A 16,795-nucleotide genomic window follows, 5' to 3' on the forward strand; every position below is an offset into this window, starting at 1 on the left:
GCAGCATCCCCGGCTCCCGCTCGGGCCCGGCGGAGGCGCCGGACGGCCCGCGCATCCGCGTCGCGTGTCCCTCGTCCTGGGACGGGGCCGGTGGCGCGGGCCCGGTCGCACTCCGCCGACCGTCGCTTAGGCTCTCTCGAATGAGCACCACCACGTCCGCCGACCGCTCCGCCCGCGGCAGGCCGCGCCGCCGTCGCGGCCTCTGGATCACGCTGATCGTCCTCCTGGTCCTGCTGATCGGCGCCGTCGTCGCGATGCTCCTCGGCGTGCGCACCTACGACAAGGCGATGACCGTCCGCGACAAGCTGACCGAGGCGATCCCGCTGGTGTCGCAGGTGACGGACAGGCTGACGACGTTCGACACCTCCGGGGCGGAGGAGATCGCGGGCCGGATCGCGACCCTCACCGGCGAGGCGCGCGACGAGACCGAGGACCCGGTGTGGCGGGTGATGGAGGTGGTGCCCGTCCTCGGGCCGAACCTGTCCGCGGTCCGCGCCGCGACCGAGATCGCCGACGACGTCTCCGGCCGGATCGTCACGCCGCTCTCCACGACCTCGCTCGACATCCTCAAGCCCGTCGACGGCAGGGTCGACCTCGCGGCGATCACCGAGCTGTCGCAGAAGATCACCGTCGCCAAGGAGGTCGTCGACGCGGCGCAGACCCGCGTCGAGGGCATCGACCGCGGCCCGCTGGTGCCGCAGGTCGCCTCGGCCCTCGACTCCTTCACTCCGCAGCTGGCCACCGCGACCGCGGCGATGGAGCAGGTCGAGCCGCTCACCGCGATCCTCCCCGACTCCCTCGGAGCGTCCGGTCCGCGCCACTACCTGGTGATGTTCCAGAACCTGGCGGAGTCGCAGGCTCTGGGCGGCGGCGCGTCGTCGGTGATGCAGCTCGACGTCGACGGCGGCGCGATATCGATCGGCCGTCAGCTGGGCAGCGGCGACTTCCGCGGTCTGGCGCCCGTCACCGTCGACCAGAGCGCGCTCGACACCATCGGCGAGAACATGGCGACGACCTTCAACGTCTCGACCAGCCGCCCCGACTTCCCGACGGCCGCCTCGATCGCCTCGCAGTTCTGGGCGCAGAAGTTCCCCGAGCAGAGGATCGACGGCGTCCTCGCGATCGACCCCGTCGCCCTCTCCTACCTCCTCGGCTCGACCGGGCCCGTGACCCTCACCGACGGCACGGTCCTCACGAGCGAGAACACCGTCTCGACCCTGCTCAACGAGGTCTACTTCCGCTACCCGGAGTCGGTCGTGGCCGAGCGCACCGACGAGTTCTTCTCGGAGGCGAGCGCGACGGTCCTGGGCAAGATCCTCGGCGGGGAGATGGAGCCGACGAAGATGCTCCCGGCGATCGTGAAGGCGGTCGACGAGAGCCGCATCCTCGCCTACAGCTCCGACGCCGACGAGCAGGCGCTCCTCGCGCCCACGCCGATCGCGGGGGTCCTGCCGCAGACGACGACCGACGGCACGACCACCGGAGTGTTCTTCCAGGACGCCTCGGGCGGCTCGAAGATGGACTACTACCTGAGCACGGCGGTCACGCAGTCGAGCGCGGGCCGGTGCGCCGCCTCGGGCGCGGTCTTCACCACCTCCGTCACCGTGACCAACACGATCTCGAAGGCGGTCGCTCGGACGCTGCCCGGCTACGTCGCCGCGGCCGGCGGGCGCGGTGCGTACCCCCTGGGCGACTTCGTCACCAACATCTACGTCTACGGCCCTCCCGGGACCACGGTGTCGAGCGCGGCCTGGGCCGACGGCACCGGCTACGGACCCGAGAGCCTCGACGACCTCGGCCGTCCCGTCTCGAAGGTCGCCGTGCAGCTCTCGCCCGGCCAGTCCGAGACGTTCGACGTGCAGTTCAGCGCCGGCGACGCCTCCGGCTTCGGCGACCAGACCGTGCGGGTGACCCCGATGATCAACCCCACCGCGGTGACGCTGAACGACGAGCCCGCCTGCGGCTGACCTCGCCGGCGGTCGGCGCCCCGGGTCGGTGCTGGACCAGCGCTGACCGCGCCGACCGCTGACGCGCCCCCGGTCGGTGCTGGACCAGCGCCGCCCGCCCGACCGCTGACGCGCCCCCGGGTCGGTGCTAGACCAGCGCCGACCCGGGGATCGAGCTCGTCACGAGCGAGGAGGCGAGGAACGCGGTGGCGATGCAGAGCACGAACCCGATGACCGGCACGAGGAACGCGCGACGGCCCACGAGGTAGCGCACGACCGTCACGGCCACGGCGATCAGTGTCAGCGCGGGCGGCCCGATCAGCGCGATCGAGACGCCCCAGTCGATCCGGTCGAAGTCGCAGGCGAAGTTCTGGCCCTCGCACTGCGCGGGGAAGACCGAGAGGATCGCGGCGAGGTAGCCGAGCACGATCGTGAGCAGGCCGAGGGCGAGGCAGCCGAGGATCGAGAGCACGAGGTCCCAGCGGCGCCGGCGCGGCTTCCCGGCGGCGATGATCTCGCCCACCGAGCGGTAGGCGTCGGACCGGAACTCGTCGTGCGCGGCTGCGGGACGGGCGGTCGCAGGGCGGGCGGTCGCAGGGCGTGCCGTCGCGGGTCGGGAGGCGGGGCGGGAGGCACCGGCCGAGGCGGCCTGGGCCCGCGCGCGCTTCTTCTTCGACGAGGCCATGCTCAGAAGATCATCGGGCGGTCGTCGTCGAGGGTCGTCTCCAGGTCGAGATCGACCACCACCGGGACGTGGTCGCTCGGGGCGTCGCCCTTGCGCTCGTCGCGGTGGATCGAGGCGCCGGTGACGAGCTCGCCGAACGCGGGGGAGCCGAGCACGAAGTCGATCCGCAGCCCCTCGTTGCGCGGGAAGCGGAGCTGCTTGTAGTCCCAGTAGGTGTAGCCCTCGGGCACGAGGGGGCGGACGACGTCGCGCAGGCCCGCGTCCTCGAAGGCGGCGAAGGCGGCGCGCTCGGGGATCGAGACGTGCGTGGATCCGGGGCCGAGGCTCGGATCGCCCACGTCGCTGTCGAGCGGCGCGACGTTCCAGTCGCCGACCAGGGCGAGCGGCAGGTCGGGCTCGGCGGCCAGCCACTCGCGGGTGCTCGCCTCGAGGGCCGCGAGCCACTCGAGCTTGTAGAGGTAGTGCGGGTCGTCGACCGCGCGGCCGTTCGGGACGTAGAGGCTCCAGACGCGCACGCCGTCGACCGTCGCGCCGATCGCGCGGGCCTCGAGCGGGTAGGAGCCGTCGGCCGCCGCCTCCTTCGCGAAGCCGGGCATGCCCGGGAAGCCGACCTGCACGTCCTCCATCGGCAGGCGCGAGGCGATGCCGACGCCGTTCCACTGGCTGAGCCCGACCATCTCGACGTGGTAGCCGGCCTCGGCGAAGGCCTCGTGCGGGAACTGCTCGGGCTTGCACTTGAGCTCCTGCATGGCGAGGACGTCCACGTCCTCGCGCACGAGCCAGTCGACGACGCGGCCGGTGCGGGCCCGGATGGAGTTCACGTTCCAGGTGGCGATGCGCATCCTGGAAGTGTAGGAGCCGCCGCCGACACGTCTCCTGCGCGTCCTCCGCGCGTCCCGGCGGCCGCGGGCCGGGGGAGTCATCCCCTCGGCGGATTGCGGAACCGGTGTCGGTGGTCGATGGTTGTCTAGCGCCGTCCCGACCGGCCGTTCGTTGTGCCGTCCGGACGCCGCCGCCGCCCGCGCCGTGCGGGCCCGACGGGCTCCCCGGCGCTCCGCGCTCCCCAGCCCGGTCCCCTCCCCTCCCGCTCCTGCTCCGCCCCTCCGGAGGACCCATGATCCTGCTCCGCCTCGCCTCCGCCTACGCGAAGCCCTACGCGCGCTGGGTGGCCGCCGTCGTCGTGCTGCAGCTCGTCGCGACGCTCGCCGCGCTCTACCTGCCGAGCCTCAACGCCGAGATCATCGACCAGGGCATCGGCCGCGGCGACACCGACTTCATCTGGGGAACCGGCATGACCATGCTCGGCGTCTGCGTCGTGCAGGTCGCCGCGGCGATCGGAGCCGTCTACTTCGGCGCCCGCACCGCCATGTCCGTCGGCCGCGACCTGCGCCGCGACGTCTACCGCCGCGTCGACTCGCTCAGCGGGCTCGAGGTCGGCGGCTTCGGCACGGCCACCCTGATCACCCGCGGCACGAACGACGTGCAGCAGGTGCAGATGCTCGTGCTGATGACCCTCAACTTCATGGTCTCCGCGCCGATCATGTGCGTCGGCGGCATCGTCTTCGCCCTGCGCGAGGACGCCGGCCTCTCCTGGCTCGTCTGGGTGTCGGTGCCGCTGCTGTTCGTCGTGGTCGGCTTCCTGGTGTTCCTGCTGCTGCCGCTGTTCCGCCTCATGCAGGACCGGATCGACGGGATCAACAGCGTGCTGCGCGAGCAGATCACGGGCATCCGCGTGGTGCGCGCCTTCGTGCGCGAGCCGTTCGAGTCCGAGCGGTACCGCAAGGCCAACGCGGCGATCACCGAGGTGTCGATCAAGGTCGGCAACATCTTCGTGCTGATGTTCCCCGCGATCATGATGATCCTGCACCTGGCCACCGCGGCCGTGCTGTGGTTCGGCGGGCAGCGGGTCGACGCCGGTCAGATGCAGGTGGGCTCGCTCACCGCGTTCCTGCAGTACCTCCTCCAGATCCTCACCGCCGTGATGATGGGCGTCTTCATGGTGATGATGATCCCCCGCGCGGTCGTCTGCGCCGAGCGGATCCAGCAGGTGCTCGACGCCCGCACCAGCCTCACCACGCCCGAGGGCGGAGTCCCGACGCCCGCGCGCGGCCGCGTCGAGTTCTCCGGGGTCGTCTTCGGCTACCCGGGCGCCGAGCGCCCCGTGCTCTCGGGCATCGACATCGTCGCGGAGCCGGGCCGCACCACGGCCGTCGTCGGCTCCACCGGCGCCGGCAAGACGACCCTGCTCGGCCTCGTGCCGCGCCTGTTCGACCCGCAGGAGGGCACCGTCACGATCGACGGCGTGCCCGTCTCCTCCCTCGACCGGGCGCAGCTCGCCGAGGTGATCGGGCTCGTGCCCCAGCGCCCCTACCTCTTCTCGGGGACGATCGCCTCGAACCTGCGCTTCGGCCGCCCCGACGCGACGGACGCCGAGCTGTGGGAGGCGCTGCGCATCGCCCAGGGCGAGGACTTCGTGCGGAGCAAGGAGCACGGGCTCGACGAGCCGGTCTCGCAGGGCGGCACCAACGTCTCCGGCGGGCAGCGCCAGCGGCTCTGCATCGCGCGGGCCCTCGTCGCGAAGCCGCGGGTCTACCTGTTCGACGACTCGTTCTCGGCGCTCGACGTCGCGACCGATGCGCGGCTGCGGGAGTCGCTGGCCGACGCCACCACCGACGCGACCGTGATCATCGTGGCCCAGCGGGTGTCGACCATCCGCCACGCCGACCAGATCGTCGTGCTCGACGCGGGCCGCGTCGTCGGCCGCGGCACGCACGACGAGCTCCTCGAGACGAACGCGACCTACCGCGAGATCGTCGAATCCCAGCTGAGCGTCGAAGGAGTGTCCTGAGATGGCGCGCACACGCGACACCACCGCCCCCGAGGAGACGACGTCCCCCGAGCCCGAGTTCGAGCCCGGCGAGGGTGACGGCGGCATGTTCGGGGACGGGCCGCCCGCCCGCAAGGCGCAGAACTTCTGGCCCTCGGCCAAGCGCCTCTTCTCGCTGCTCGGCCCCGAGCGCGCCCGGATGGTCCTCGTGGTCGCCCTGGTCTCGCTGTCGGTCGTCCTCACCGTCATCGCGCCCAAGATCCTCGGGCAGGCGATGGACACGATCTTCAACGGCGTGATCGGCTCCCAGCTCCCCGCCGGCGTCCCGCTCGAGCAGATCATCGAGCAGCAGCGCGCCTCGGGCAACGGCACCTTCGCCGACATGCTGGCCAAGACCGACATCGTGCCCGGCGCGGGCATCGACTTCGTGGTCCTCGGCCGCCTGATCATCATCGTGCTGCTGATGTACGTCGTCGCGTCGGTGCTCATGTGGGCGCAGGGCTACATCCTCAACGGCCTCGTGATGCGGGTGGTCTTCGGCCTCCGTCAGGACATCGAGGCGAAGCTTAACCGCCTCCCGCTGCGCTTCTTCGACACCCGGCAGCGCGGCGACGTGATGTCGCGCGTCACGAACGACGTCGACAACATCCAGACGGCGCTGCAGCAGGCCTTCTCGCAGCTGGTGCAGTCGGTGCTCACCATCATCGGCATCGCCGCGATGATGTTCATCGTCTCGTGGCAGCTCGCGCTGATCGCGCTGATCTCGATCCCGCTCTCGGGCGTGATCGCGGGCGTGATCGGCGCCCGCTCCCAGAAGCTCTTCGCCGCCCAGTGGAAGAACACGGGCGCGCTCAACGGCCACATCGAGGAGACCTTCTCCGGGCTCGAGATCGTCCGCGCCTTCGGCCGCGACCGCGAGATGCTCGAGGAGTTCGACCGCCGCAACGACAGCCTCTACACCGCCTCGTTCGGCGCCCAGTTCGTCTCGGGCATGATCATGCCCGCGATGACCTTCGTCTCCTACCTCTCCTACGTGCTCATCGCCGTGGTCGGCGGCCTGCGGGTCGCCTCCGGTCAGCTCACGCTCGGCGACGCGACCGCGTTCATCCAGTACTCGCGCGAGTTCACCCAGCCGGTGACCCAGCTGGCGAGCATGGCGAACATGCTGCAGTCCGGCGTCGCCTCGGCCGAGCGCACGTTCGAGCTGCTCGACGCCGAGGAGCAGGAGCCGGAGACGGCGACCGCGTCGCTCCCGCAGCGCACCGACGGCCACGTGGAGTTCGAGGGCGTCTCGTTCTCGTACGACCCGGAGCAGCCGCTGATCGAGGACCTGACCTTCTCCGCGCAGCCCGGGCAGACGGTCGCCATCGTCGGTCCGACCGGGGCGGGGAAGACCACGCTGGTCAACCTGGTCATGCGCTTCTACGAGCTCACCGGAGGGCGCATCCTGCTCGACGGCGTCGACATCACGAGCCTCGCGCGCGGCGATCTGCGCTCGCGCGTGGGCATGGTGCTGCAGGACGCGTGGCTCTTCCAGGGCACCATCCGCGAGAACATCCGCTACGGGAGCCTGGACGCGACCGACGAGGAGATCGTCGATGCGGCGAAGGCCACCATGGTCGACCGCTTCGTGCGCCAGCTGCCCGACGGCTACGACACGGTGCTGGACGCCGACGGCGGCAGCGTCTCGGCGGGCGAGCGGCAGCTGATCACGATCGCGCGCGCGTTCCTCGCGAACCCGTCGCTGCTGATCCTCGACGAGGCCACCTCCTCGGTCGACACCCGCACGGAGCTGCTCGTGCAGCACGCGATGAACGCGCTGCGCACCGACCGGACCTCGTTCGTCATCGCGCACCGGCTCTCCACGATCCGCGACGCCGACACCATCCTGGTGATGGAGTCGGGCCGGATCGTCGAGCAGGGCGCGCACGAGGCGCTCCTGAAGCAGCGCGGCGCCTACTACGAGCTCTACATGACGCAGTTCCGCGGAGGAGGCGACGAGGCGGGCGAGCACGCCGCAGCGGGCGCGCTCCCGAGCGGGGGAGGGGTCGCCCCGTAGAGTAGGCGCGTGACCGACGCACGCCAGCAGCTCATCGAGTACATCGGCTCCGACGCCGTCTTCCACGGGGACTTCACCCTCACGAGCGGCAAGAAGGCGTCGTACTACGTCGACCTGCGCCGCGTGAGCCTCGACCACCGGGTCGCGCCGCTGATCGGGCAGGTCATGCTCGACCTCATCGCGCCGCTCGAGCGCGTCGACGCCGTCGGCGGCCTCACCATGGGAGCCGACCCGATCGCCGCCGCGATCCTCCATCAGGGCGCCGCCCGCGGTCTCGCCTACGACGCGTTCGTCGTGCGCAAGGAGCCCAAGGACCACGGCCGCGGCCGGCAGGTCGAGGGCCCCGACCTCGAGGGCAAGCGCGTCGTCGTCGTCGAGGACACGTCCACCACCGGCGGCTCGCCGCTGAAGGCGATCGAGGCCCTGCTGAAGGTCGGCGCCGAGATCGCAGGAGTCGCCGTCGTCGTCGACCGCGCGACCGGTGCCCGCGAGATCATCGAGGACGCCGGCTACCCGTACTTCGCCGCGATCGGTCTGGCCGACCTCGGCCTGAGCTGATGGTCGACGAGGGGGGACGCGGCGGGGGCCCGGGAGGCGGCGAGCACCCGGAGCCGGAGCGCCGCGGGTCCGAGGGCCGCGAGCCGGAGCCTGCCGGATCGGAGGCCTCCGAGCCGGAGCGTGCCGAGCCGGAGCGACCCGAGCCGGAGCGTCCCGTCGGCAGCAGCGAGTGGCTGCTCCAGCAGCTCAGCGGCGGCCGCCTGAAGAGCATCTTCGACTCGCCCCGCCCCGTCCCTCCCGTGGAGGAGTCGCGCGCGGAGCGGACGTCCGGTCCTGCTGAGTCCGCAACCGACGAGGCCCACGCGTCAGCGGAGGAGCGGAGCGTTGCGAGCGAGTCGGCCTCCTCCGCCGACGCGGCCGGACCGTCGTCGAGCGACAGCGACAGCGACTCCGACGCCGCGCCGCCCCGTGCCCCCGCCGCTCCGGTCGGCCTGTGGCCGGGGGAGCCCGTGCTGAGCGCGACGCCCGCCGCCGAGGAGGCCGGCGGCGACCTCCCGAAACCCGCGGACGACTCCGCTCGGGTGGAGGTGCAGGACGCCGACGCCGACCGCGGAACGGTCGTGGAGCCGGAGCGCTCCTCCGACCGCGACGGCGTCTCCGCCGAGGGACGGAGCTCTCGGGGCGGCGACACGGGAGTCCCCGACGCGGGAGCCCGCGCCGTGGGAGCGCCCGAGACGGATGCCCGCGAGGCGAGTGCCCGCGAGACGGGTGCCGGTGGGACGACTGCCCGCGAGACGAGTGCCTCCGACGCGGACGTGTCCGACGAGGACGACTCCGACGAGGACGCCTTCGACGCGTTCTTCGCCCCCCTCCGCGACGACAACGCCGACGGCTCCGGCTCCGACGCCTCCACCGATGCCGGCCGCACCGAGGTGCACCGCCGCGGGGCGGACTCCGTGCGCCCGGTCCTGCCGCACACCGACCCTCCCGCCGACCTGCCGACCGCCCCCGCCGGACTGCGCAGCGCGCACCGGCCGGACGACGAGCCCGATGCCGGATCCTCGGCCGACGTCGACCCGGCGGGCCGCTCCGGCGTCCCCTACCCCGCCGACGGACGCCCGGTCGGCGCCACCCCTCCGACTCCGCGCGAGCCGACTCCGCCCGCCGTCTACGAGTGGCCCGACCCGCGAGGGGACTGGGACCAGCCGCCCGTGTGGGAGCAGGTCGTCGCTCCGCAGGACGAGCCCGACGATGACGGCGGCGACGAGGAGCTGTGGCGCGAGACCGCCGGCGCCTACTCGTGGAACCTCGAGCCGGCCGCCGAGCCCGCCGACCGCGCCGAGCCCGCGCCCTTCCGCACCGCTCCCGCGGCCGCCCACGTCAACGCCGCTCCGCCGCGGAAGCGCCGCTCCGCCCGGTCCCGACCCGAGAGCCGCGAGCGCGACTCGGCGCCCGCCGGAGCGCCCGCATGGCGCACGCTCAGCCGACGCCGGCTCCTGATCGGCCTGATCGCGGCGGGTGCGGTGATCCTCCTCGCCGGGCTCTTCGCGATCGGCATCGCCGTCGGGAGCGCCGGCGGCCGAGCAGAGCCGCAGGCCGTCCCGGTCGTCAGCGAGACGCCCACGGCGGAGCCGACCCCCTCGCCCACGCCGACCGCGACCCTCCCGACCGTCGGACCGCTGCCCGTCGGCACCTGGGCCTGGAGCGCGCTCCTCGGCGGCGAGTGCGTCGAGCCCTTCGACTCCGTCTGGGCGGAGGAGTTCACCGTCGTGGACTGCGCGGGGGCCCACTCCGCCCAGCTCGTCGCCACCGCGGAGCTGACAGACGCGGTGTTCCCCGGCCAGGACGCCCTGGCCGTCACCGTCTCCTCGCTCTGCCAGGCGCAGGGCGTCGTGGACGTCGCCGCGGCCGAGACCTACGGCGACGTGCAGGTCGCCGGTGCGTTCCCCGTCACCCAGGAGCAGTGGGACGCGGGCGAGCGCAGCTACTACTGCTTCGTCGACCGGGCGGGCGGCGGCGAGCTGACCGGCTCCCTCGCCGGCACCCCCGCGGCCTGACGCGCGCCGTCGCTCGGGCCTCGGAGGACGCCGCCGGGCACCGGCCCGGTGCACCCGGCCGAGCCGCGGAGCGCCCAGTAGGATCGCTCGTCGTGCAGGAGAACGAGGCGACCCCCGCGACCGGACCCACCGCCTCCGTGGAGCTCACCACGAACGGCGTCGGCCCCTGGCAGGGCGAGCGGCCCGAGGACGACCGCCTCGACCCGGAGCTGCTGGAGCGTGGCGACGCGCGCAACGTGGTCGACCGCTTCCGCTACTGGCGGATGGACGCGATCGTCGCGGAGCTCGACCGCACGCGGCACCCGTTCCACGTCGCGATCGAGAACTGGCAGCACGACATGAACATCGGCTCGATCGTCCGCAGCGCGAACGCGTTCGGCGCGGAGGGCGTCCACATCGTCGGCCGGCGGCGGTGGAACAAGCGCGGCGCGATGGTCACCGACCGCTACCAGCACGTCCAGCACCACGAGACGGTGGCCGACCTCGTGCAGTGGGCCGCGGAGGCGGACGTGCCCCTCCTCGCCGTCGACAACGTCCCCGGCTGTGTGCCGCTCGAGACCTACCGGCTCCCCGAGCGCTGCCTCCTGCTGTTCGGGCAGGAGGGACCCGGCCTCTCGGAGGAGGCGATCGCCGCCTCGGAGGCCGTGCTCGAGATCACGCAGTTCGGCTCGACCCGGTCGATCAACGCCTCGGCGGCGGCAGCCGTCGCGATGCACGCCTGGGTGCTGCAGCACGTCCGCTTCTGACCCCCGCGAGCCGCGGTGCCGTGTCAGGAACCGGCGCCCGGCCCGCTGCCGGGACTCAGACCGCTGAATCCGGCGGGAACTCCGACTCCAGCGGCTCCGACGACAGGAGCTCGTGCACCCCGCTCAGCACCTCGTCCGGGCGGAACGGATAGCGCTCGATCTCGGCCTCGTCGCTGATCCCCGTCAGCACCAGCACGGTGTGCAGGCCCGCCTCGATGCCCGCGACGATGTCGGTGTCCATCCGGTCGCCGATCATCCCGGTGTTCTCGCTGTGCGCGCCGATCTTGTTCATCGCCGAGCGGAACATCATCGGGTTCGGCTTGCCGACGACGTACGGATCCTTACCCGTCGCCTTCGTGATGAGCGCCGCGATCGCCCCCGTCGCCGGGAGCACGCCCTCGGCGCTCGGCCCCGTCGCATCGGGATTGGTGACGATGAAGCGCGCACCCGCGACGATCAGGCGGATCGCCTTCGTGATCGCCTCGAAGCTGTAATTGCGGGTCTCGCCCACGACCACGTAGTCCGGCGCCGTCTCCGTCATGATGAAGCCCGCCTCGTGCAGCGCGGTGGTGATCCCCGCCTCGCCGATCACGAACGCGCTCCCGCCCGGCTTCTGCGACGCGCAGAAGTCCGCCGTCGCCAGAGCGCTCGTCCAGATCCGCTCCTCCGGCACGTGCAGCCCCGACCCGCGCAGCCGCGCCGCCAGATCCCGCGGCGTGAAGATCGAGTTGTTCGTCAGCACCAGGAACGGCGTGCCCGAATCGGTCCACTCCTGGATCAGCTCGGGCGCGCCGGGGAGCGCCTTGTTCTCGTGCACCAGCACGCCGTCCATGTCCGTGAGCCAGGCCTCGACTTCACTGCGGTTCGTCGCCATGGGTCGATGCTATCGGCGGCACCCCCGCGCACGACGGCGACGACCGGCGAACCGGCCGGCTCCCTCCGCTGACGCCCCTGTGGAGGGACGACCGTCGTGCGCCGGACGGCCGGACCCCGGACCCGCACAGCCGCGAGCGGGATAGCCTGGGAGGCATGAGTGGCGAGAACCTGCTGGGCCCCGAACCGACCCTCCTCCCCGACGAGCCCGCGGTCACCGCGGCCCTCGCGAAGCACGCGAACCCGGGAGCCGTCGAATTCGCCGCCCTCGCCGCCGCCCACCCGCGCTCCCCGCTGGCCTGGGCACTGCTCGCCGACAGCGTCTGGGGCATCGACGCGGCCCTCCCCTCCTACGCCTACGCCCGCGTCGGCTACCACCGCGGTCTGGACCTCCTGCGATCCGCCGGCTGGCGCGGCCAGGGTCCCATCCCGTGGCGCCACGGACCCAACCGCGGTTTCCTCCTCGCCCTCTACGCCCTCCGCCGCGCCGCCGACTCGATCGGCGAGACGGAGGAGGTCGCGCGACTCACCCATTTCCTTCAGCAGGCCGATCCCGCCGCCATCGACGAGATCGAGCGCTATCACGAGGACGCGCTTCCCCCCACTGCCGCCATCGTCATCCTCGGCAACGACTAGGCGGCGCCGGGGACGCGGTCCCGGGGGCGTCGGGCTCGGAGGCCGGCCCGGAGGGCTTGAGGCGGAGTCGCGATCCCGTCCACCCGCAGTCCTGCGCATCGTCTCCTGTCGGCGTGCCACCCGCCGGCGAGGATCCGGCGGAAGCCCGACCGCTCAGGTCCTCCTCGTCCCTTCCCCTGGGTAGTGTTCGCTCCTGTGACGCTCTTCTCGGACCTCCCCGTCCTTCCCGTCCTCAGGCGCGCACGCGAGCGCGATCGCCTCGCGTCCGCGGAGGCGGGCTGCTGGGCGTGACACGGTCGGCCGGGGAGGCTCCGGTGAGCCGGTGGCGCCTGCGGGTCGCCGGGACCACGGCGGTCCTCGCCTTTCTGCTCCTGCTCGTCTGCGCCGATCCCTTCGGATCGGACTCCTCGCGGCAGTTCGTCCGGATCGCCCGCTCCCATGATCCGACTGGTCTCGTCCACGCCCTGGGTGGAGAAGGGATCGCAGTCTGCGCTCTCGCCTCACCGGCTGCAGCGGCGGCAGCCGCGCTGGTGGCCTCGAGCAGCCGTCGCCCCTTCGTCCCCGCACTCGGAGTGCTCGCGCTGCTCGAGGGGGCGTCGACCGTCGAGATGATCGTCACTCCGCCGTCGGTCGGTGGCGTGCTGTACGGCCTCCTCTCGGTTCTCGCGGGCACGGCGGTCGGGGCGCTGGTCGGCACGATCCTCCGACGAGTCGTCCCGAATCGATCCGCCGCACGCTCACTGCGGATCCTCTGGCGCACGTGGCTCGCCGTCCTCCTCGCCGTCGCACTGCTCGCCGCGGTGGCGGTGCCCCTCTTCGTCCGCCCCGTTCTCGATCCCGTGGGGGGAGCCGATGCGCTCGTGGTGCTGGGTCCTGCTACTGATCGCAGGGTCGGCCGTGCGCTCGCTCTGCTCGAGGAGCACCGGGATGTCACCCTCGTGCTCTCGACTCCGCGCCTGGAGAACGGTTCGTTCGCCCGAGCCGAATGCGATGCCGGCGAGGAGGTCAGAGTCGTCTGCTTCACTCCCTCCCCGTTCACTACGGGCGGTGAGATCTCCGAGCTGAACACGCTCTCCTCGGAGTACGACTGGACCTCGGTGGCACTGATGACCTCCACTCCGCATGTGACCCGGGTCCGCACGATCGCGTCTCGCTGCCTGCGCACACCGTTCTCGGTCGGCTCGGTCGACGAGCCGCGGCGGGTGAGCGAGTGGACTCTGGCGGTGGTCTATCAGGTGCTGGCGTTCGGCAAGCTGCTGATCCTGCAATCCTGTGAGAGCGGCCGCTCGTGAAGAAGGATCCGCCCCTTGGGCCCCCCTTCTAGGGGCGGAACCATGGATCCGCGTCGTCGTTCCAGGAAAACGACAGAGTCTCCTCTGCTTCCCTCCGCGGTCGGGGGGTGCGGCCGTCGACAGCCGATGGCGGGATGATCCGAGCATGAGGAGATGACGACGACTCTCGAAACAGGACCCGGATCCCGCCGCACGTTCCTCCGCTACGGAGGGGCCGCGGCCGCGGCCGCCGTCGTCGCCGCACCCGCCGCGGAAGCCGCGGACGAGACTATACCTGCGACCCGCGTCAACGGAATCCACAACTACCTCGAATTCGCCGGGACCACTGACGAGGACAAGCTCCGTGCCGCGATCGACTATTTCGTCGCCGCTCGCCAAGAGGTCACGTTGACGATCTCGAAGAGCTTCAAGATCACGCGCACCCTCGTGATCGACTCCTCGTACATCTCGCTCGAGTTCACCTGCGGTCCGCTGAATGCGACCGCCATCACCAGCGGTCCTGCTCTCACGGTGATCGGCAGTGCCACGTCCGGCTACCCCAACAACAGGGCGGCGATCACCGGACTCCGTCTGCTGGGGCCGGGAGCGTCCGCGACGGCCAGCACCGGAATCCTGTTCAACACCGACAGCACGACTGCCGCCACCACGCGCGGGCTCGGACTCTGGGGCCTGGAGATCTCGGGCTTCGGGACCGGCGTGTCCTTCGAGAACGATGCGTTCCTGATCAGCTTCTACAACTTCCACATCTTCCGCTGCAGGACGGCCGTTTCCATGCCCGCAGGCAGAGTCAACTACGGCGAGAACATCAAGTTCATCGGCGGTGGTATCGGCACCAGCACCCTCGGCGTCTACAACGCCAACCCGAACGGCGAGCTGCACTTCGTCTCGACGTCGATCGACTTCTGCGTGCAGGCCGTGAAGGTCGACGCGGGTCGGGTGATCCTGCACCAGCCGCATATCGAGATCAACGAGAGCGGCGCGAACTCCACGCTCTCGCAGTTCGTCACCGGGTCGAGTACAGCTGCGCAGATCTCGATCTCAGGCGGACACCTCTTCTTCCATCAGGTCCCGGTGGCCAACTACCTCTTCGAGACCACTGCAGGAGGGTGGGGCGGCGGAATCCAGGTCCATCAACTGTCGATGTTCAATACGCAGATGAAATCGGGATATCTCGCCGGTGGCACTGCGAAGGTCCGTATCAGCCAGCACGTCACCTCGGACGGGAACGGCAGCGGTTCGGGGCAGGGGTCGATTCTGCATTCGAAGGCGGCGAACAAGCTCGTCGACGGGAACTTCTCTCTCGCAGCGCCCGTCGACGCGTTCCTCAACGGCGCCGACGCGACGAGCCGCACCACCAGCCCGTCCATGACGCTGACCACCAGCGGCAACCAGCTGCTGATGACCCGAGTGGCCGGCGGTCCCGGTCCGGCGGTCTCCATCGACGTCCCCGTCACAGCGGGGCTGCTGTACGGCGTCGACTTCACCATCGCGGGATCCACGTCGACGGGCACGATGTACGTGTCCGAATCCTTCGTCGCCGTGACCGGCGTGTCCTCGTCGGGGATCCCGATCGTCGCTCGGAGCAGCGCTCGCCCGGTGTCGAATCTCGACCTCGCCGGCGCGAACGCGCAGGCTCCCTTCCGCAAGACCTATCAGCAGACGACCTGGAACCGGGTCGCTCCTGCGTGGGCGACGCACTTCCGGCTGCGGTTCACCTTCGGATCGGTGACAGCAGGAGTGACTCGCTTCTCGGAGATCGTCATCACCGAACTCTGACGGGGGCGGCGGGTGACGGACCTCGAGAAACCCGACTGGTAGCGTCAGACCATCCCTCGCCGGCCGAGGTCGTCCGCTCCGTCGCCGAAGCGAGCGTGTCGCGGTCCGATCACAGGCCGTGGTGCCCTCTCCCAGGTCGTCTCGTGGTGCCCGGGGCGGTCCGCCGAAGAGACGAACGAAGGAGAAGCACGCGAATGATCCGGGCGCTCTTCTCCGTGAAGGACTTCTCCGGCTCGAGCAACCCCTACATCGAGCTGCTCGTCGGTTCGTTCCCGGCGTCGGTGGAACCGGTCGCGTTCACCTGGCGACGTGCCCTTCTCGGGCGCTACGACGTCTTCCACGTGCACTGGCCGGAGTACCTCTTCCGTGCCCCGCGCGGCCCGCGCCGCTGGCTGAAGTCCGCCCTCGCCTTCGGGCTCATCGCCCGGCTGCTCGCGTCGGGGACGCCGGTCGTCGTGACGATGCACAACCTCCGACCGCACGAATCGGGCAGTGCCGTCGAGACTCTCCTCGCGCGCTGGCTGGACCGTCTCACGGACGTCCGCATCTATCTGAACGAGTCCGACGAGAACGACCTGGACCGGGGAGTCGTCGTCCTGCACGGCGCCTATCCAGAGTCGGCCTCTGTCCCGGGCCCCCGTGAAGCGGGTCGGCGTATCCTGTTCTTCGGGCAGATCCGGCCCTACAAGGGACTCGAGGAGCTGATCGCGGCCTTCAGCGCACTCACCGACGGCGAACTCGTCATCGCCGGCGCGGCCGCTGTCCCCGAGTACGCCGACGAGGTGCGCAGAGCGGTCGGAGCCGACGGTCGCGTCCACCTGCGGCTCGGCCACATCGACGACGCCGAGCTGGACGAGCTCCTGGCAGGCGCGGACCTCGTCACCCTGCCGTACAAGTACCTCTACAACTCCGGAGCCGCGCTGCTCGCCCTCGGCGCGCGGAAGACGATCCTGGTCCCGGCGACCGGATCGACGCGGGCCCTCGCCGCGGAGGTCGGGAGCGGCTGGGTGGAGCTGTTCGACGGCCCCGTGTCGCCGGCGGCGTTGGAGGCGGGCCTCAAGCGAGCGCGCCGGCACGGAGAGAGGGAGCGACCCGACCTGTCCAAGCGCGAGCGTTCCCTCGTGGGAGCGCTGCACGGCGCCGTGTACGAGGCGCTCGTCGCTGCAGGCCGAGGTCGAGGACGAGGCGGGAAGGGGAGGAGAGCGGCGACGCTCGCTCGCCTCCGCGCAGACCCCCGCTTCCTCCGGCATTCCGAGCTGAATCGATGAACGAGCTGCAGGGAGTCGAATGAGGCGTTCAGCGCCGAGCCGCCGTTCACGTACCAGGACTACTTCGAGGGGACAGGACGGACCGGGTCGGAGTACACCCTCTTCGATGATCTCGACTCCGCCGTGGCTCAC

General features: G+C 71.3%; 13 protein-coding genes. 10 read left to right on the top strand and 3 right to left on the bottom strand.

Annotated features, from left to right (window positions below; translation table 11 throughout):
* The first annotated feature begins 140 nt into the window (after nt 1-140).
* Nucleotides 141-1,967 (top strand): DUF4012 domain-containing protein, encoded by a 1,827-nt coding sequence (locus C5C37_RS07275; protein WP_104338725.1) that lies wholly within the window; start codon nt 141-143, stop codon nt 1,965-1,967.
* A 127-nt stretch (nt 1,968-2,094) separates the two neighbouring features.
* On the opposite strand, the gene C5C37_RS07280 is transcribed toward C5C37_RS07275, so the two are convergent.
* Nucleotides 2,095-2,631, bottom strand: coding sequence for a hypothetical protein (locus C5C37_RS07280; RefSeq protein WP_104260953.1), 537 nt, complete (start codon nt 2,629-2,631; stop codon nt 2,095-2,097).
* Nucleotides 2,632-2,633: 2 nt separating this feature from the next.
* Complete coding sequence (locus C5C37_RS07285) at nt 2,634-3,473, bottom strand: exodeoxyribonuclease III (protein WP_104297341.1); 840 nt, start codon at nt 3,471-3,473, stop codon at nt 2,634-2,636.
* A 272-nt stretch (nt 3,474-3,745) separates the two neighbouring features.
* On the opposite strand from C5C37_RS07285, the gene C5C37_RS07290 reads away from it, so the two are divergent.
* The 5 genes from C5C37_RS07290 to C5C37_RS17855 all read left to right on the top strand — a co-directional run bounded on the left by C5C37_RS07290 (nt 3,746) and on the right by C5C37_RS17855 (nt 10,818).
* A complete protein-coding gene (locus tag C5C37_RS07290; RefSeq protein WP_104239193.1) occupies nt 3,746-5,479 on the top strand; it encodes an ABC transporter ATP-binding protein in 1,734 nt (577 codons plus the stop codon).
* A 1-nt stretch (nt 5,480) separates the two neighbouring features.
* Nucleotides 5,481-7,517: an ABC transporter ATP-binding protein gene (locus tag C5C37_RS07295; RefSeq protein WP_104338726.1), complete on the top strand. Its 2,037-nt coding sequence runs from the start codon at nt 5,481-5,483 to the stop codon at nt 7,515-7,517.
* Nucleotides 7,518-7,526: 9 nt separating this feature from the next.
* Nucleotides 7,527-8,075, top strand: a complete 549-nt coding sequence (pyrE, locus tag C5C37_RS07300; protein ID WP_104225724.1) for an orotate phosphoribosyltransferase — start codon at nt 7,527-7,529, stop codon at nt 8,073-8,075.
* Nucleotides 8,075-10,072, top strand: a complete 1,998-nt coding sequence (locus C5C37_RS17850) for a hypothetical protein (protein ID WP_104338727.1) — start codon at nt 8,075-8,077, stop codon at nt 10,070-10,072. The genes pyrE and C5C37_RS17850 overlap by 1 nt, the downstream gene beginning before the upstream one ends.
* Nucleotides 10,073-10,164: 92 nt before the next feature.
* Nucleotides 10,165-10,818 carry a TrmH family RNA methyltransferase gene (locus tag C5C37_RS17855; RefSeq protein ID WP_104225722.1) on the top strand — a complete coding sequence of 218 codons (654 nt, stop codon included), beginning with the start codon at nt 10,165-10,167 and terminating at the stop codon, nt 10,816-10,818.
* 55 nt (nt 10,819-10,873) lie between these two features.
* On the opposite strand, the gene C5C37_RS07315 is transcribed toward C5C37_RS17855, so the two are convergent.
* Nucleotides 10,874-11,692 (bottom strand): HAD-IIA family hydrolase, encoded by an 819-nt coding sequence (locus tag C5C37_RS07315; protein WP_104225721.1) that lies wholly within the window; start codon nt 11,690-11,692, stop codon nt 10,874-10,876.
* Between the two features lie 155 nt (nt 11,693-11,847).
* Between C5C37_RS07315 and C5C37_RS07320 the strand changes: the two genes are divergently transcribed.
* The 4 genes from C5C37_RS07320 to C5C37_RS07335 all read left to right on the top strand — a co-directional run bounded on the left by C5C37_RS07320 (nt 11,848) and on the right by C5C37_RS07335 (nt 16,663).
* On the top strand, nt 11,848-12,327 hold the full coding sequence (locus tag C5C37_RS07320; RefSeq protein WP_104222800.1) for a DUF3151 domain-containing protein: 480 nt from the start codon (nt 11,848-11,850) through the stop codon (nt 12,325-12,327).
* Between the two features lie 314 nt (nt 12,328-12,641).
* Complete coding sequence (locus C5C37_RS07325; RefSeq protein WP_104269030.1) at nt 12,642-13,619, top strand: ElyC/SanA/YdcF family protein; 978 nt, start codon at nt 12,642-12,644, stop codon at nt 13,617-13,619.
* Between the two features lie 153 nt (nt 13,620-13,772).
* The gene (locus C5C37_RS07330) at nt 13,773-15,395 is read left to right on the top strand and encodes a twin-arginine translocation signal domain-containing protein (RefSeq protein ID WP_104222798.1); all 1,623 of its coding nucleotides are present in this window, start codon (nt 13,773-13,775) and stop codon (nt 15,393-15,395) included.
* Between the two features lie 194 nt (nt 15,396-15,589).
* Complete coding sequence (locus C5C37_RS07335) at nt 15,590-16,663, top strand: glycosyltransferase (RefSeq protein WP_104333716.1); 1,074 nt, start codon at nt 15,590-15,592, stop codon at nt 16,661-16,663.
* Nucleotides 16,664-16,795: the final 132 nt, after the last annotated feature.

Source organism: Rathayibacter sp. AY1F9 (assembly GCF_002932155.1).
Taxonomy (GTDB): Bacteria; Actinomycetota; Actinomycetes; order Actinomycetales; family Microbacteriaceae; genus Rathayibacter.

What these genes read in the sequence shown, in the direction of transcription:
- C5C37_RS07315 (WP_104225721.1), bottom strand. Translation starts at nt 11,692, where the DNA reads ATGGCGACGAACCGCAGTGAAGTCGAGGCCTGGCTCACGGACATGGAC.
- C5C37_RS07295 (WP_104338726.1), top strand. Translation starts at nt 5,481, where the DNA reads ATGGCGCGCACACGCGACACCACCGCCCCCGAGGAGACGACGTCCCCC.
- C5C37_RS07285 (WP_104297341.1), bottom strand. Translation starts at nt 3,473, where the DNA reads ATGCGCATCGCCACCTGGAACGTGAACTCCATCCGGGCCCGCACCGGC.
- C5C37_RS07335 (WP_104333716.1), top strand. Translation starts at nt 15,590, where the DNA reads ATGATCCGGGCGCTCTTCTCCGTGAAGGACTTCTCCGGCTCGAGCAAC.
- C5C37_RS07275 (WP_104338725.1), top strand. Translation starts at nt 141, where the DNA reads ATGAGCACCACCACGTCCGCCGACCGCTCCGCCCGCGGCAGGCCGCGC.
- C5C37_RS07290 (WP_104239193.1), top strand. Translation starts at nt 3,746, where the DNA reads ATGATCCTGCTCCGCCTCGCCTCCGCCTACGCGAAGCCCTACGCGCGC.
- C5C37_RS07320 (WP_104222800.1), top strand. Translation starts at nt 11,848, where the DNA reads ATGAGTGGCGAGAACCTGCTGGGCCCCGAACCGACCCTCCTCCCCGAC.
- C5C37_RS17850 (WP_104338727.1), top strand. Translation starts at nt 8,075, where the DNA reads ATGGTCGACGAGGGGGGACGCGGCGGGGGCCCGGGAGGCGGCGAGCAC.
- C5C37_RS07330 (WP_104222798.1), top strand. Translation starts at nt 13,773, where the DNA reads ATGACGACGACTCTCGAAACAGGACCCGGATCCCGCCGCACGTTCCTC.
- C5C37_RS07280 (WP_104260953.1), bottom strand. Translation starts at nt 2,631, where the DNA reads ATGGCCTCGTCGAAGAAGAAGCGCGCGCGGGCCCAGGCCGCCTCGGCC.